16 protein-coding genes are annotated in these 16,933 nt (G+C 39.2%); 1 reads left to right on the top strand and 15 read right to left on the bottom strand.

The genetic code is table 11. The features are described from left to right. Positions 1–197: 197 nt before the first annotated feature. Positions 198–2,138: a cation:proton antiporter gene (locus JKP71_RS01575; protein ID WP_200406774.1), complete on the bottom strand. Its 1,941-nt coding sequence runs from the start codon at positions 2,136–2,138 to the stop codon at positions 198–200. Positions 2,139–2,324: 186 nt separating this feature from the next. On the opposite strand from JKP71_RS01575, the gene gdhA reads away from it, so the two are divergent. Beyond that, positions 2,325–3,656 (top strand): NADP-specific glutamate dehydrogenase, encoded by a 1,332-nt coding sequence (gene gdhA, locus JKP71_RS01570; protein WP_075524627.1) that lies wholly within the window; start codon positions 2,325–2,327, stop codon positions 3,654–3,656. A 181-nt stretch (positions 3,657–3,837) separates the two neighbouring features. Here gdhA and JKP71_RS01565 read toward each other — a convergent pair whose 3' ends face one another. From JKP71_RS01565 to JKP71_RS01500, 14 genes are all read right to left on the bottom strand, one after another. Beyond that, positions 3,838–4,572, bottom strand: a complete 735-nt coding sequence (locus tag JKP71_RS01565; protein ID WP_200406773.1) for an alpha/beta hydrolase — start codon at positions 4,570–4,572, stop codon at positions 3,838–3,840. Between the two features lie 227 nt (positions 4,573–4,799). Continuing rightward, positions 4,800–5,162: a TIGR02328 family protein gene (locus JKP71_RS01560; protein ID WP_200406772.1), complete on the bottom strand. Its 363-nt coding sequence runs from the start codon at positions 5,160–5,162 to the stop codon at positions 4,800–4,802. Positions 5,163–5,296: 134 nt separating this feature from the next. Beyond that, positions 5,297–5,968 carry a RadC family protein gene (gene radC, locus JKP71_RS01555; protein WP_200406771.1) on the bottom strand — a complete coding sequence of 224 codons (672 nt, stop codon included), beginning with the start codon at positions 5,966–5,968 and terminating at the stop codon, positions 5,297–5,299. An 88-nt stretch (positions 5,969–6,056) separates the two neighbouring features. Further along, positions 6,057–7,874: a glutamine--fructose-6-phosphate transaminase (isomerizing) gene (glmS, locus tag JKP71_RS01550; protein WP_200406770.1), complete on the bottom strand. Its 1,818-nt coding sequence runs from the start codon at positions 7,872–7,874 to the stop codon at positions 6,057–6,059. A gap of 197 nt (positions 7,875–8,071) precedes the next feature. Next, the gene (locus tag JKP71_RS01545) at positions 8,072–8,710 is read right to left on the bottom strand and encodes a phosphatase PAP2 family protein (protein ID WP_200406769.1); all 639 of its coding nucleotides are present in this window, start codon (positions 8,708–8,710) and stop codon (positions 8,072–8,074) included. Between the two features lie 5 nt (positions 8,711–8,715). Continuing rightward, entirely contained in the window at positions 8,716–10,053 is a 1,338-nt protein-coding gene (locus tag JKP71_RS01540; protein WP_200406768.1) for a sensor histidine kinase, read from the bottom strand. A 3-nt stretch (positions 10,054–10,056) separates the two neighbouring features. After that, a complete protein-coding gene (locus JKP71_RS01535) occupies positions 10,057–10,671 on the bottom strand; it encodes a DUF2127 domain-containing protein (protein WP_200406767.1) in 615 nt (204 codons plus the stop codon). Between the two features lie 36 nt (positions 10,672–10,707). After that, positions 10,708–11,388 carry a response regulator transcription factor gene (locus JKP71_RS01530; protein WP_200406766.1) on the bottom strand — a complete coding sequence of 227 codons (681 nt, stop codon included), beginning with the start codon at positions 11,386–11,388 and terminating at the stop codon, positions 10,708–10,710. Positions 11,389–11,579: 191 nt separating this feature from the next. Next, positions 11,580–12,536 carry a glycosyltransferase gene (locus JKP71_RS01525; protein ID WP_200406765.1) on the bottom strand — a complete coding sequence of 319 codons (957 nt, stop codon included), beginning with the start codon at positions 12,534–12,536 and terminating at the stop codon, positions 11,580–11,582. Next, on the bottom strand, positions 12,533–14,170 hold the full coding sequence (locus JKP71_RS01520) for a glycosyltransferase-like membrane protein (protein WP_200406764.1): 1,638 nt from the start codon (positions 14,168–14,170) through the stop codon (positions 12,533–12,535). The genes JKP71_RS01525 and JKP71_RS01520 overlap by 4 nt, the downstream gene beginning before the upstream one ends. 173 nt (positions 14,171–14,343) lie before the next feature. Then, positions 14,344–14,787, bottom strand: coding sequence for a divergent PAP2 family protein (locus JKP71_RS01515; RefSeq protein WP_075524617.1), 444 nt, complete (start codon positions 14,785–14,787; stop codon positions 14,344–14,346). A 160-nt stretch (positions 14,788–14,947) separates the two neighbouring features. Next, positions 14,948–15,856, bottom strand: coding sequence for an RluA family pseudouridine synthase (locus JKP71_RS01510; RefSeq protein WP_200406763.1), 909 nt, complete (start codon positions 15,854–15,856; stop codon positions 14,948–14,950). Between the two features lie 75 nt (positions 15,857–15,931). After that, the gene (gene lspA / locus JKP71_RS01505) at positions 15,932–16,387 is read right to left on the bottom strand and encodes a signal peptidase II (RefSeq protein WP_200406762.1); all 456 of its coding nucleotides are present in this window, start codon (positions 16,385–16,387) and stop codon (positions 15,932–15,934) included. Between the two features lie 85 nt (positions 16,388–16,472). After that, a complete protein-coding gene (locus JKP71_RS01500) occupies positions 16,473–16,889 on the bottom strand; it encodes a methylated-DNA--[protein]-cysteine S-methyltransferase (RefSeq protein ID WP_200406761.1) in 417 nt (138 codons plus the stop codon). Positions 16,890–16,933: the final 44 nt, after the last annotated feature.

The raw sequence follows: 16,933 nt of genomic DNA, 5'->3' as shown, positions 1-16,933 counted from the left end.
GAAATTTATTTTACCATATAAATCATCTTCTATATTTAAAATATTTTTTCAAATGATTTCATATTAATGTTAAAAATAGATTTTCATCCATCATTAATAAAAATTTGTGCGATGGTGTTAAGAAGTGTCCTTTGTAGCATGCAATTCATTTCCCATTAAAGAAAAAAACCAGCTTTCTATGAACTGGTTTTTAATATTTAGCTTTCTCTTTGTAACTGTAATACTTGAGCATTATTTATTTCTTTGAATAATTTATTACTTAGCTCTTTGGAGATAGAGCCGTCGTTTACTTTCTCAATAATAAATTGATATTCCAATTGAAAAGCTTCAATAAGGAGCTCTTCTGGTATTTGAGCATCCTCTTGAATTTCATTTCGTGTCCGATGATGCCTACTCTCCAAAATCCGCTTTACTTCTTCTATGTCACTAAATTCCATTTCCTTTTGCGCCAATCTTGTTTTTTCAAGTTCTTCTAGCGTTTGCATACTGTGTTCATAGAGATTTTTTTCTAGGCCCATTAAGTCATCTCTTAATAGTACTAATTCGTTGTAGTCTACATTTTCAGTTTCATAAGTTCTTTTTTTCCTTTTTTTAAAGCGAAAGAGTGGACTTCGCTTTCTGCCAATAAAGTATTCACTAAAATACTCTATGGCACGAGCAGAAAAATGTGCTGTAACCGCATCACTTTTTAAGAAGTCTGTTTGTTCCTGAATGATTTGGTCCATCAATACTTGACTTTTTTTATGATCAGGAATTTGTAGCCCTTTTTGAGATTGCAACTGCTTGATTAAACTATTACGTATTTGAGGCGTCATATCCTTTTGAGACATATTAATAATCGCAAAATCAACCATTGCTTCTCGCATATCATTAATATTGGAATGGTTTTGTGAACGAGCAGCTGGCAACAGACGAGGTAATATGAGGGTTGGAACAACAAGGCTTAACACAATAACTATAGCTGCCATCGTAATCATCAATTCACGATTCTGAGTACTTATAATGGCGGAATTTATTGGCAAAGAGAAGGCCATCGCAAGGGTTACTGTACCATGAGCTCCCGATAAAGCAAAGACTGTCGTTTCTTTACTTCGTACATCGCGATCATCACTAAAGAAATGATCTAAAGCTTGCACTCCTCTTTTATATGTCCAAAATTTCCGAATAAAGAGCATCAAAAGGTAAACAAGAACACTAACCAAGAATAAAGTCAAAGCCCGCATAAGCCCTAGGTTCCACAGAATCTCCGCTATTCCCACTAGGCTAACACCTAACAAAATAAATACGAAGTTATTTAACATGTCACTGATTATTTCCCAGATGGTTTGATTGGTCAACTGTACATTCGTGGAAGTTAGTTTTAGTACATCTGCTTCAAAATTATGAACCAGCCCAGCAGCAACAACAGCTAAAATACCAGAAGTTCCAAGATGTTCGGCTAAGAGATAAATAAAAAAGGGGGTAAGTAGCGAAATAGGAATGATAGTAGCTTCTGGACGTGTTGCACGTAAATTTATCCCCATTCTTATTCGTATAAGAATACTACCCGCAATCAAACCAATAACAATCCCACCAATTGCAACAAAGGCAAATTGCCCAATCCCTTGCCAAAGATTGAAATGACCACTTTCTAACACAGATAGTCCTAGACTCAGTAAAACGAGACCTGTTGCATCATTAAAAAGAGACTCAAATTCAACTGCCTCATTAACTCCAACAGGCATTTCTTTACCCGCAATAATTGATTTTACAGCAGCAGAATCCGTTGGCGTGACAATGGCCGCAAAACAAATAGCTAGTGCAAAAATCCAACTGTTCATTATATGACTTGTCAGAAAGGCTACCAGTAAAACAGTGATGATCGCTAAAGTAATGGATAGAAAAAATATCCCTTTTATATTTTTACGCACCGACTTAAGTGAAATCTTGCTGCCCTCAAAAAACATTAAAGGAGCTATGATCATCATCATAAAAAAATCTGGCTCTAATTCAAAATGTCTGAAGCCAGGCAGAAAACTGATTAGGAGACCTACCCCGATAAGAATAAAAGTCTCAGAAATTTTTGAAAAATACTCTTTTAGTATATTAGCGACAATCACTCCAATAAGCATCACCGCCATAAAATGTGTTGCTGACATCCTCGGCCACCTTCCTTATACCAATCACTTTAGTATAACATATTCCAAAGTTTCTGTGAAAGGGTTAGAAGATATGACTTATTTTGAAGTGCTCTCAAACTATTTTACAGATAATTTGTAATGTTCTTTATTTTACTAAAAAATGTTATAATATAATAAGTTTTTCATAAAGAAAGGGGATTAGCTATGTCCTATGTCACTGAAGTTAAGAAAAAAATTAAAAATAACAATAAGAATGAAACTGAATTTCTACAGGCTGTAGACGAGGTTCTCGATTCACTGCATCCTCTTATTGAAAAAAATGAGAATTATTATAAAAGGGAGGCCATACTTGAACGCCTTACCGAGCCAGATCGACAAATAAAATTTCGAGTTCAGTGGCTTGATGATGATGGTCAAGTGCAGGTAAACACAGGATATAGAGTTCAATTTAATAATGTACTTGGCCCTTACAAAGGGGGATTACGATTACGAGATAATGTTAATATTGGTATCATTAAATTTTTAGGATTTGAACAAATTTTTAAAAATGCACTCACCGGTCTTCCTATTGGGGGAGCCAAAGGAGGGTCTGATTTCGATCCAAAAGGTAAATCAGATCGAGAAATTCTCAGTTTTTGCAAAGCCTTTATGAGTGAACTCTACAAATATATTGGTCCTGATATTGATGTCCCTGCTGGTGACATTGGTGTGGGTGCCCGCGAAATCGGCTATCTTTTTGGACAATATAAACGTCTCACCAGTAGTCATCAAAGTATCTTAACTGGAAAAGGGCTGACGTTTGGCGGCTCATTAGCACGAACTGAAGCTACTGGGTATGGCCTCCTTTATCTAACAAATGCGATGTTGAAAACCCATGGTTTATCGCTTGAAAATCAGAGAATCGTGATTTCTGGCTCAGGAAATGTCGCAATCTATGCAGCAGAGAAGGCACAACAACTAGGAGCCAAAGTAATAGCAATGTCTGATTCGACAGGTTATATCCGTGATGATAATGGTCTTGACCTACAAACTGTTAAAAATATAAAAGAGATTGAACGTGGTCGAATTGCTGAATATGTAATAACCCACCCTGAAGCCCTTTATAAAGAGGGTAAGGATATATGGAGTATTCCTTGTGAGGTTGCTTTACCTTGTGCTACACAAAATGAACTTACTTTAGTGGATGCGAAACAGCTCGTCTCAAATGGAGTCAAGGCAGTTGCCGAAGGTGCAAACATGCCAACGACATTAGAGGCCACACACTATCTTCAAAAAAATGAGGTTCTTTTTGCTCCAGGAAAAGCTGCAAATGCTGGTGGAGTAGCTGTTTCTGCATTGGAAATGTCTCAAAATGCTGAGCGTATGAGTTGGTCTTTTGAAAAGGTAGACAAAGCATTACAAGAAATCATGGAAGATATTTTCTCAAAAATTTCTGAATCAGCAGCTCGCTTTAAACAGTATGATAACTATGTATTCGGAGCAAATGTTGCTGCCTTTGAAAAGGTCATCGAAGCAATGATTGCACAAGGAATATAATTTGTGTTATTTAAAGATTGCATTTTTTATTTGCTTAGCATTAAAGTATGTGATATGATTAACATATATGTTGGTCTTTATACGCAAATACTCGCCAACATATTCTATTCTATACATTCCGCTAGTTTTATAACTAGTGGTTTTTTTATAAAAAAAGACCTCATAAAGGTCCTTTTGGTGTTTAATCTATATCCTCCAACCATTGTACAAGTAGGGTAGCTACTTCCTTTTGTTGTTGGTAATTGCTAATATTTGCCTTATTATCCCCTTTTTGTTTCCCATAGCTTCCAAACCCTGCATGATTTCCTCCGTGGATGGTTTGATAACTTGTTTGTTTCGGTAAATAAGCTTTTGATTTATTATAAGTCGACCAATTCAGGACACCATCTTGTGTGCCGACTACTGATAGAACAGCTCCTTGATAACCTTTTAAACTCCCTTTTTTATCTGGATAACTCGCAAGAAAGAATACCCCTTGTAAAGCAGTTTGTTGTTTATTTTTTTCAGCAAAACGACTTGCCATGACTCCACCTAACGAATGTCCACCCACTACATAACTTTTTAAATGTTCACGATCAATAACAGATGAAGCCTTGTTTGGATTGACTATTGCCAGATTAAGTGGTGCTTTCAAAAGATAAACAGTATAACCTGCTTTCGCCACCTCACTCGCCCAAACACTATAACTTCTATTATCTACAAAAGCACCCTGGTAAAAAATCACACTTGGATTTTCAGGTTGACCTTTAAAAATAAGAGTATCACCACGTTCTTCGGCTTTTTTACTTTTTGATACAGCTTGGTGTGAAGGGTAATAGGTATTGAATTGGACGTAAACAAAGAGCCCCAAAATTAAGGCGAGCAAAATAACCCCAAAGGCAATTAGCCATCGTTTCAACCGAGACTTCTTTTTCATTTTATTCTCCATTTTTCATATTAATTATTAAGAAATTGTACCACTTTTATTGTAACACAGCTACTAAGCAAAATTATCCGTATCGCTTTACGCGCAATGAAATAAAAATACGCCCTAAAGGGCGTGTCTATACGTAAAGGATTGTAAAGGATTGGTATAGATACTTTCATTGTAGCATAAGCACTAACATTTTCAAACCAATGTGCCCGACCATCCAACTGAAAAATTTATAAGTAAATTCCCTTAGCTTTGAGATTAGCTAGACACTCGTTAAGATATCGTTGATCATGTTCTGGGTAAATTGGTGAAGAAAGTGGCACAACCTCTAAGTTTGCATAAGGGAGGAGCGATTGCCCGCGATAACAAGGATTAGTCCAAATCAAATCAGGCTGATAGCCTCTGTCCAACATCTCTTCTATAACGTGTTGATGATACTGGTAAAGCTTATAAGGGGAATACTGAAAAACATAATTTACCGTTGCGTGAGGTTTGCCCCATCCTTTACCTCTTAATGCACAGCACTCGCGATGTTGCCCTAGAAGTTGTTGTCTTGGTAGTTTTTTAATCAAATTTTCATGCCAAAGTCTCATTATTTTCCTTTTTAGGTTCTATCTGATTTATTTTTAAAGTCTTTTTCTTTAACTATTGTATCAAAAATGGCATCCTTTAAAAAATAAATGACTCAAGCTGTTATAGACACAACTTGTGCTACTAGGAGAGAATTTCAGCAATGTTCACGAAAACTATAATATTGGCCAGCTCCCACAATAATATGATCAACAAAGTTTATCCCTAAGTTTTCACAGGAAGACATTATCTTATTGGTAAATAACTTATCAGCTTGACTAGGTTTTACTTTTCCTGAGGGATGGTTATGAATCACAAGTAAACCTACAGCCAAATTTTTAATGGCATGATACAGAATTTCTCTTGGATTGGCTGGAGCATGATTAACTGCGCCAATAAAAATTGTTCGCTTTTCAATAATTTGATTTTGTCCATCAAGATAAGTTGCTATCAGATGCTCTTGTTCTAAGTTTAGCATCTCTTGTGCTATTCTTTGTCCAAATTCTTGAGAACCTAAAACTTGTCCCTCTCTTTGATTTTTAGCAAGTTGAATTCGTTTGCCAAGCTCGATCATCGCACGCATCTCAGTGGCTTTCACTTGTCCAATACCAGAGAGTTCGCAAAGTTCAGATAGCGAAGCTCTCCTAAGATTACTTAACGTTTCAAAATGTCTAAGGAGATGCGCTGAAAGCTCCAAGGCGGATTCTTTTTTTGTGCCTGTTCTCAAAAGAATAGCAAGAAGTTCGATGTCTGAAAGCTGTTGTTCACCAAGTAAGATGAGTCGCTCACGTGGGCGCATAGGATATGGATTTTCTTTAACTTCGTACATATCTTTCTATACGAAAAGATTATAAGTTTGTCACTGACCGCTTCGTCAGTAAAAAAAGCCCCTTCACTATAAATGAAGGGGAGGTTTACTATTCGACTGTTACCGCTTTGGCTAAGTTACGCGGTTTATCTACATCGAGCCCACGTTGCATAGATGCAAAGTAAGCAATTAATTGGGTAGGAATAACCATTGAAATCGCTGATAAGTAAGGATGTACTTGGTTAACAACGATTGTATCATCCGCACGAGCGGCTCCTTCTTCAACAATAGTGATGGCTGAGGCTCCACGTGCGACAGTCTCCATGACGTTTCCTCTTGTGTGAGATGCGACTTCTTTGTTGTTAGAAATCAAGGCAATCACAGGGGTTCCTTTTTCAATCAAAGAAATCGTTCCATGTTTCAACTCACCCGCGGCAAAACCTTCACATTGAATATATGAAATTTCTTTAAGTTTTAAGGAGGCTTCCATAGCTACAAAATAATCTTGCTTACGTCCAATGTAGAAGGCATTGCGGGTATTTGGCAAAAGTTTTGCAACGACGTCTGAAATTTCATCTTTTTCTGATAAGGTCGATTCGATTGACTGAGCAACTAATGATAATTCTTTAACCAAATCAAATGCTGCGGCTTTTGGCTCTCCATCTGCTTCACCCACTGCTTTAGCCAAGAAAGCTAAGGTTGCAATTTGGCCGGTATAAGCTTTTGTTGATGCAACGGCGATTTCTGGACCTGCTCCGATAAGCATAGTGTAGGTTGCTTCACGAGATAAGGTAGATCCAGGGACGTTCGTTATTGTAAGGCTTGGAAGACCAAGCTCATTAACTTTAACTAAGACTTGACGGCTATCCGCTGTTTCACCTGATTGAGAGAGAAAAATAAAGAACGGACGTTTGCTCAAAAGTGGCATATCATAGCCCCATTCTGAAGCTACGCCAAGCTCGACTGGAGTTTTAGTCAGTGCTTCAAGCATCATTTTTGCACCAAAGCCAGCATTGTATGAAGTTCCGGCAGCAATAATGTAAATACGGTCTGCGGCTTGAATTTCTTTGACAATCTTGTTATCTACTTTCATTGAACCATCTTCATTAGTGTAAGTTGCAATAAGCTTACGCATGACAGCAGGCTGTTCATCAATTTCTTTAAGCATGTAAAATGGATAAGTCCCTTTGCCAATATCTGATAAGTCAAGTTCAGCAGTGTAAGAATCACGCGCTATTTCATTTCCTTGATAATCTAAAACTTGCACGTTTTCTTTAGTTAATATAACCAGTTCTTGGTCATGAATTTCCATAAATTCTGAAGTTTCACGGATCATTGCCATTGCATCAGAACATACCATGTTATAGTTTTCCCCAAGTCCGATCAACAAAGGAGATTTATTTTTAGCTACATAAATGACTTCTGGGCCATAGGCATCTACGAGTGCAAAGGCATAAGACCCTTTAATCAAATTCAAGGCTTTTTGAAATGCTTTAAGGGTATCTAACCCTTCTTCTTCAGCGAATTTCGCAATGAGGTGAACAGCAATCTCAGTATCTGTTTGGCCTTTGAAAGTGTCATCAGCTAAATATTGAGCTTTAAGTTCAACGAAGTTTTCAATCACGCCATTGTGCACAAGAACAAACCGGCCTGAAGCTGAGGTATGGGGATGTGCATTATCAACGGTAGGTTTACCGTGGGTCGCCCAGCGTGTGTGCCCGATTCCCATCGTCCCTGCCACATCAATCCCGATTTTTGCACGGAGATCAGCGATACGTCCAACAGCTTTGATAAGACTAGGTTCACTATGAGCGCCATTTACAAATATCCCTGCTGAATCATAACCACGATATTCTAATTTTTCAAGACCTTGCATCAGGATATCTGTTGCATTTTTATTACCTACAACACCGACAATACCACACATAATTTAACTCCTTTTAACCTCACCAAAAATTGGTATAGTTAATTCTGTTTCTTTTTTTTATTTACAAAGAGCATTATAATACAGTTATTAAGCTTTGTCAAGGATTTGTGTTATAACCTTTTTAGTATTTTATTATCTATTGGTATAATTTATTTTTCGAGTAAAAAAATACTACTCCTTCACAGAGTAGTAATATTTCAGCGAAAACGGCTTTGGAAATAAGGGTAAGTAAACATTAAAAGCATAAGCCCCTCTAAAAAGCCTGCCATGGTATCTGTCGGATAGTGTACCCCTACAAGAATACGTGAAAACATGATGAGGCCAATCATCACCAGACAGAGCAAGCCGCAGGTTATTTTTGTTGATTTCTTTTTCATTCGATAAAGAAAAATAAAGAACAAACTTCCAAAAAATACCGTTGCAAAAATAGAATGACCACTTGGAAAACTCTGCCCTGGTTCATTGGCAAAGGCAGCTAAACGATGGATGGATGGCCGAACGCGTCCAATGAGATGTTTGACTAAACTATTCAAGACAAAGCTAAAGACAATTAAACCTGAAAACCAAATTGCCCCGACTCTTTCTTTCACCACAAAATAGAGTAGGAGTGCAACAAGACCAGCGGTAATCAGCCCACCTGTGTCACCAAACATATTGGTAAGATGTGAAAAAAAGGTAGTCAGTCCTTGATGTTGTTGAACAGAATAGGCCCACTCTTGGAGCGGATGATCAAAGAGCACTGGACCTTTCAATCCTTGGCTTTGGATAAGTAGAGCTAGTACAATAAAGAGCACGGTACTCGTTGTACCTAAAAAATAATATCGTTTCTTATTCATAATCGTTAATCTCGTTTGAAGACGAGATGAAAAATAGATCCTTTCGGTAAGTTATCTGAAACAAAAAGTTCAGCAGAAATTCTTGTAGCATACTGCCTGGCAATCGCTAGACCAAGTCCTGTCCCTGGAATACGACTTGAGCGTGATTTGTCAATCCGATAAAAACGCTCAAAAATGTTTTCTTTTTCACTGTCAGCAATGCCACTGCCTTCGTCAGCTACTGACAGGTCGATTTCTTGCTGATGCGTGGTGATCAACACCTTTATGACACTTTCTTTAGGCGAATACTTTCCAGCATTTTCCAAAAGACTAAGTAAAATATGATGAAGCGCCGTCTGATCTGCATTGACCATGACTTCTGATGACGCTTCGACAGTTATTTTTTGAGCAAAAGCAGGTTGGAATTCACTGACCAGTCTGTCAGTAAATTCGGTGAGCTTAAAGGTCGTTTTTTGAGAAGGAAGTTGGCTTTCACGAGAGAGGTCCAATAATTCTTCTATGAGGTGCTTCATTCGCATAGACTCTTCATCGATATAAGCGAGTGAATCATCAACGATTTCAGGATGATCATGCCATCTGCGCTTGAGTAGAGTCACATGACCGCGAATAGCTGCCACTGGTGTGCGCAATTCATGCGAGGCATCAGAAACAAACTGTTGTTCTTTTTTTATTTTCTGATTAAGGCGTTGCAAAAGATGATTGAAACTTTGACTTAACTGTTCTACTTCCTTGGGGTTTTCAACGACTGGAAACTCTTTAATTTCAGCTTGATTAGCTACTTGGGTCAAATCAACTAACGGTTTACTAATTGCATCAGAAGCTTTGCGTATCATTAAACGCGCAATAAAAAATAAAAGAATGACGACCAAACCAATCAATAAAACGGCTCGCATCATCGCCTTAATAACAAGATTAATGTTTAACCAGAGTTCAACTTTAATTCCTGACTTAGAAGCGACTGAAGAGGTATACCAAAAAATATCATCCCCGGAAAAGCTGAAATTCCCCCATTGTCGGCGCTCCTTTAAAAAGGCAGCTGTTCCATGACTTTTGTCCTGCGCACCTGAGGGACGTGTCACGCGGTAAAAAGTCTCTGCATGTCCTTTTTCGTCATGGTTTTCTAACCGAAACTCTTTCCAATTGATATTGCCATTCTCCGCTGCTTCCTGTACAGAAGCAAGAAGTGATGCGCCCTCAGATTCTCGAATTTGCAAACTGGTGAGCGCAACCACGCCGGATACGATAATCCCCATGAGTAACACAAACATGAAAAACAGACGAACGAAAGTCTTGGTAATAATTTGGGCACTCGTTTGCGACGTACTTTTTAAACTTTTTTTCATTGATTAAAGAAAATATTGTAGGCTAAAAAAAATACTGAGCAAAAGGGCAAAATTGAACACTAGCATGCCCGCTGGGCGTGTTTGACTATGGAGTTCACTTAAGATTTTTTTCCTGTCAATAGACGCAAGAAGAGCGTGCTTAGGCTTTGCCAAGCGCTTTTTCAGTTTGCGATATTCCAGCAGGGTTAAAGCAATCATAAGCACATCGACCCCACACAACACCAACATTGACAACGCGCCTCTTTGTGAAAATTCAAAGAGTTGATAAATAATGAAACCGACCAGTAAAGCGACCGATAAAGGATAGGACCATAGGATTTTTTTCCATAAGAGGGCAAGGGTACCCAACTTTAGAACACCATGTAATAAAAGATAGACGATTGCAAAAAGTGTTGCATCACTTGTTAAGCGTTGGCCTGCCTCAGTCACAAGTACTGACAGACTCGTCAGAGGAAGTACGGCTGCTACATGATGAATAGCAGCTTTTATCAGGTCTAACGGAATAAAGATCAAGACTAAGCCCGCCAGAGTTTCGCCTAAGGCAAAAAGGCTTTTAAAAATAAGCATGGTGTTAAAACTGACATCCAGCAATTCGTCTTTTGTTTTTACATTTTTCATGGCTTTACCTCTTTTCCTAATGTGTTTTAATGTTCATCAGTGATCATTAAAACGATAGCCAACGCCACGGATGGTTTCAATCCTTGAAGGCTGCCCAGGCCAATCAATTTTCGTCCGTAAATACCGAACATACGCATCTACCGTATTTTCTTGACCATCAAAGTCCATTCCCCAGACATCATCTAAGATGTCTGCTCGCTTTACCACTTTACCACGATGTTCTAAAAAATAACTTAACAAAGCAAATTCGCGTTGTGTCAAATTAATACTTTTACCAGCCAGTTCTGTCGTATGCGCGCTCACATCCACTACTAAATCACCGCTGCAATACCTAGGCTGGCTAAGTTGCTGCTTTCTAAAAATCAAGCGTAAGCGTGCCAAAAGTTCTTCAATTTCAAAAGGTTTTGTCATATAATCATCAGCTCCCGCATCCAAACCTGCTACTTTATCTCCTACGTAGTCTCGAGCAGTAAGGAAAATAATGGGAATTTGAGCTTGCTGTTTTTTCATCCTTCGAAGCACGGTCAGCCCATCTAGTTTGGGGATCATCCAGTCCAATAAAACAACATCGACAGCAGGTTTTGCAGTTTCAAAGATGTCTAGAGCGCTTTGACCGTCAGCAGCTGTGGTTACCTCATAATCTTCAAACATCAACTCTTTTTTGACATAGTCTGAGATGCTTTGCTCATCTTCTACCACCAAAACGTGCCGCTTCATTTTATGTCCTACTCTTTCTAAATTCTGTGCTCTAACTGATGTCTCTCTCAATTCTAGCTTTTTTCTAACCACAAAACCATTCTTTTCTGATGAAGGAATACTGATATTTTATCAGAAATTAAAAAAAGCTGCAGAATTTCACTTTAAAAAAGCACCGTCAGTAGCTGACAGCGCCATAAGTAATTCTTTTATCATACTTCGTCATTGAGAAACTCTTCCACCAGATAACGAGGACGTTGTTTGACTTCCAAAAAGATTTTCCCAATATACTCCCCGATCACACCAAGAGCAAGCAAAATCGCACCGCCAAAACCAATGATAACGACCATCAAAGAAGCCCACCCTGCAACATCAGGACCATACATAAAGTGGTTAATAATGATATAAACGGCCCAGATCAATGCCCCTAAAAAGCAAACCAAGCCTGTCCAAAAAATCAAGCGCATCGGCGCGGCGGAGGTAGAGGTAATCCCATCTACTGCAAAGCTCACCATTTTTTTAAGAGGATACTTACTCTCCCCAGCAAAACGTTCTCCTCGCTTGTAATAGACAATCGATGAAGGATAACCAATCAAAGGCACCATACCGCGTAAAAAGAGGTTTTGCTCAGGAAATTGGGCAAGGCCATCAAGCGCCCGTTGGCTCATTAACCGAAAATCTGCATGATTGGGGATGCTCTGACTTCCGAGCCCTTCCATCAATTTATAAAAGGCTCCTGCGGTACGCCGCTTGAATACAGTATCGGTTTCTCGATTATCTCGCACCCCATAGACGACATCAGATCCTGTTTCGAAAGCCTCAAGCATCTTGTCAATTGCGTCAATATCATCCTGTAAATCTGCATCCATAGAGATCACACAATCCGCTAGAGCACGAACAGTCATTAAACCGGCTAAAAGCGCATTTTGATGTCCGCGATTACGTGAGAGATTTATTCCACTAAACATTTGATTTTCCTGATGTTTTTCTTGGATTTTCTCCCATGTTTTATCTTTCGAACCGTCATTTACATACACAATCCGACTCTTTGTGCTGATTTTTTGCTCTGCAATCAAAGCTTCATATTTGCTTTTGAGGCGATGCGAAGTTTCATCGAGCACTTGTTCTTCATTGTAACAAGGTACAACCATATAGAGGATTGTAGTCATCTTCCTTCTTCTCCTTTAGTTTTCAATAGTTTGTTATCTAATAAACGGGTTAAATTTTGAGCGGCGAGGGCAATCATTAATGGGGCAAAATGATAAAGATAACGTGAATTGGTTTCCCATAAAATAAGGAATACACTCAGACCAAAGAAAGCAAGCGCAGGGATAAACCATAAGTTTGCCCAATTCTTTTTCTTACTCAGTAACCACCAAATTTCGCGCCACAATAAAATCACTAAGAAAACCCAGTAAATGGTCTGAACCGCTTTGAGCATGAACCACCCCGTGATATTACCTTGTGGTTTGGTCCCGCGATCAATATAGTCAAAGTAACGATTAACCAAAGGATTTTCATGCCGATAAGTATAGAAAGCGGCATTGAGATCCCCAAAAGGCCACGTATAACTCAGTTTTCTTCCGATTTGGCGAACGACACCTCCAAAGCCCATGGTTTTAAAATTATCGCGAAGTAAAGCCTTATCCGCTTTATCCTTTGCCGCATAGTTAGGGAAAGATTCTGAATACAGACGTATTTTTTTGTTGAATCCACCCGTTTTGTTTTCAGGCGACCAAGACATCGCAAGCCAGTGCGACATCGGAAGATTATAGCGATCATTTGCCGCCTTTGAAAAAGCGGGTTCATTTGCCACAGTCGTTTTCACAAGTTGGTGGGTTCCTACAAAACCAACCACTAAAAAGCAGAACAATACAAGTAAGGAAGACCATTTTTTATTCAACAAAAGATAGCCTAATACAGCAAGTAAGACAATTAAAACCGTTGGCTTAAATTGGAAACCAACTACTGCAAATAAAGTTCCTACTGCTAACCAAAGATACCGCTGTTTTTGGGTTACTGCTTTTAGGGCATAACAAAAGAAAAGAAGACTTAAGCTCACAAAAGGTAACGTTACTGTGTCACTGTAAAGTTGCGCCCCGTAAAGATAAAAGGGAATAAAGCCCATGGCCATGACGTTATAGAGCATCGCTGGTCTTTTACCACTCAAACTCTTCACGACTAGACTTCCTGCGAGGGTACCAACTGTAGTAAGCAATGCAGATACGGCAGTCACGATCCACATTTTGAGTTGAATATTTCCTGCAAAGGGAGCAAATAACTTGTTAAAAAGAATTCCCAAAAATTGATTATTCGGATAGCGTAAAAAGTAGCCCAAACGATCAGGAGTCATGGGTAGATTTTCAAACGAATGTCCCTGTAAAGCCGTTGTCGAGTTAAATATGACAAAATAATCCCACGCATGCGGACTATCCGGCACGTGAATCATAAAGAAAAAAGGCAAGACGAAGGACAAAACCAGCAGTAAAACAAAGGTTTTGCGGTAACCTACCTGAACTTGCATCTCCGTCAGACCAAAAGGCTGATTGACCGCGAGGTCAGATTTCGCTGCGTTTTCTAGGGCAGGGATCGGTTGTTTTAGTCTGCATGCTAGCTTGTAAACGTAAACAAAATAAAAAAGGGCACCAATCAGAAGTAGATTTCCAAGCAGGAGAGCAACGACATGATCTGGATGCCACTTTGGTGTAATAACCAGTGCAATTCCATTAATAAGGATAAAAATCCCCGCTACAAGCGCATAAAAAACAGTGCGTTTGTAGCCTTTAAATTTCATAAATTCCATAGTACTATTTTACCACAGCTTCTTACGAACTTCTCGTGATAGCCTTGCTAAATCGCTGAGATTTTATCATAAAAACACAAAATATTCAGAGTGTCTAAAAAAGGCTAAGCACGCCTTTGGGGATTTATGAGCACAAAAAAATCACTGACCAGCCGGTCAGTGAAAGTGTGTGTTTAGTTCATAAGGAGCGCGACAATAATCCCTAGCAGCGTTCCCCCTAATACTTGAATCGGCGTATGTCCAAGGAGCTCTTTAAGATTTTTGTCAACTTTAATCCCAGCATTTTCAACATTCTGAAGCATTTTATTGATAATCCGAGCTTGATTACCTGCCTGCCGGCGTATCCCCTGAGCATCATACATGACGACAAAAGCAAGGACCACCGCCACAGCAAATAGCGGAGAGCCAAAGCCTTGCGTCAAACCTACAGCAGTAGCTAAGGCCACGACGAGTGAGCTATGCGAACTTGGCATGCCTCCTGTCGCAAAAACAAGGCGCCAGTTGAGCTGGTGAGTACGAATTAACTCGATCAAAATTTTAATCAGTTGGGCTAGTGCCCAGCTGACCAAAGCCGTCAGTAAGATGCGATTTTGCATCACTTGTTCAAAAAAGGACATATTTGACCTCCTTTCCCCATAAAAGAGGAATAAAAACACCTGTGTGCATTCATATAGCGACTTCCTGAAAGATTACAAAAAGTTACTGGAAGTCTTTCTTTTATTATAGCAGATTTCAAAAAAGATGCGCATTATTTTAATAAAAAAAGAATAAGTTTCCTTATTCTACTTGTCCACGGAGTTTTTTGAGCTGCTCAGCAAAAATTTCTGGTACTTCTGCTTGAAATTCCATAAATTCTCCTGTCGTTGGATGTTCAAATCCTAAAGTCTCAGCGTGTAAAAACTGGCCATGGTTGGGTGTAAGGGTCTTATTCGGTCCATATAAAGGATCGCCCGCAACAGGATGACCAATATAATTCATATGCACCCGAATTTGATGCGTTCTCCCTGTTTCAAGCCGTAACGCCACCAGAGTATAACCTAAGAAACGTTCCAAAACTTCAAAATGGGTAATCGCGGGTTTCCCACCAGATACAACCGCTTGTTTTTTACGCTCTTTAGGATTTCGTCCGATGGGTGCTTCAATTGTGCCCTTATCATTCGGAATTTCGCCGTGAACAATGGCTAAATAACGCCGTTTACTGGATTTATCTTTAAGCTGAGCTGCCAAACTTTCATGAGCTTTATCATTTTTAGCTACCATTAACAAACCGCTTGTATCTTTGTCGATTCGGTGCACAATGCCAGGGCGAATAACGCCATTGATGCTTGATAAGTCTTTAATATGGTACATGAGCGCATTGACCAAAGTCCCTGAAGCATGTCCTGCTGCTGGATGAACCACCATTCCTTGAGGTTTGTTTACCACCGCAACTTGAAGATCCTCATAAACAATCTCTAAGGGCAAGTCTTCAGCTACAATATCAAGCACTTCATCTTTAGGAATTTCCACATCGATGCGATCGCCCGTTTTTACTTTATACTTGGCTTTTTTAACTTCGCCGTTGACCAGCACTTTGCCATCACGAATAAGCTCAGTCAATAAACTCCGAGAAAGCTCTGTTTGATTGGCTAGAGCTTTGTCCAAGCGAAGCTGATTATTTTCTTCTTTAATAATAAATTTATTCAAATTTTTCTTTCCTTGTTGTTAAGTCACTCATCTTTTTACTGACCAGCTGGTCAGCAAGCTTTTTTATCTTGTCTACTAGAGGCGGTCGCTTTTATCCGTCAAAATGGCGATAAAAAGTAATACAAATCCTATCGACAAGAGCGTATCCGCAATATTAAAAATTGGAAAATTCATAAAGTCGGTCTGAAACATGTCAACCACAAAGCCTTGTCGGACTCGATCAATGAAATTTCCTAAAGCTCCTGAAATAATCAATGTCAGCCCAATAAAATACCAATTCTGTTGAATTTTACGCCATAAAAACCAAGCCGCAATGACTAAAACGACCGGAGTAAGCACGAGAAAAAACCATTGTTGACCCGCAAATGATGACCAAGCAGCCCCATCGTTTCGCAAATAAGTCAGACTCATAAAACCAGGTAAAAAATCTTTCACCTCTCCTAGCGCAAGGTGGGTAACAATCCAATTTTTAAAAAGCTGGTCAAAAGCAATCCCAGCGGCAATGATCAGGAGTGACAGTATTTTTTTCATAAGTTTAATTATAGCATTTACTGACCAATCTGTCAGTAGCGCACTTTAACAGTGGACGCGAAACTTTAATGATAGGAACTCACGTCTAATCTGCCTGACCAGCAGTGCTTTTTTCATAAGCCAATATGGCTGTTTTGATATCTTGTCGATTGGCTTTTCCCATAAATCCTCCCAACGTACCATCTTTTTTTGTGACCCGATGACAAGGTAAAATAACAGGTAGAGGGTTACGGGCTAAGGCTTGCCCCACAGCTTGTTGTGCGCCTGGGGCACCTACTCGTTCTGCCATTTCTTGATAAGTGATTGTTTGTCCTGAGGGAATACGGCGCAGCTCTAACCAAACTTTTTGTTGAAAGGGCGTCCCACTAATCAGCTCGTAATCTTGCTCTGATAAGCCTATCAGCACCTCATAGGCCATGGGTTCATGTGTTTCATCAAAATAGACGTGGACAATTTTTCCATTGGCTGCACGCTCAACAGATAACTTAAATGCTGTTTGCATGTCGCTCCTTTTTGAGTGATGTGTCTTCTGTTCTTAATTATAAC

The organism is Lactococcus taiwanensis (assembly GCF_014905395.1).
GTDB lineage: Bacteria > Bacillota > Bacilli > Lactobacillales > Streptococcaceae > Lactococcus > Lactococcus taiwanensis.
Note: the sequence above shows the minus strand (reverse complement) of the source record. Positions and strands in the feature narration are given on the sequence as shown.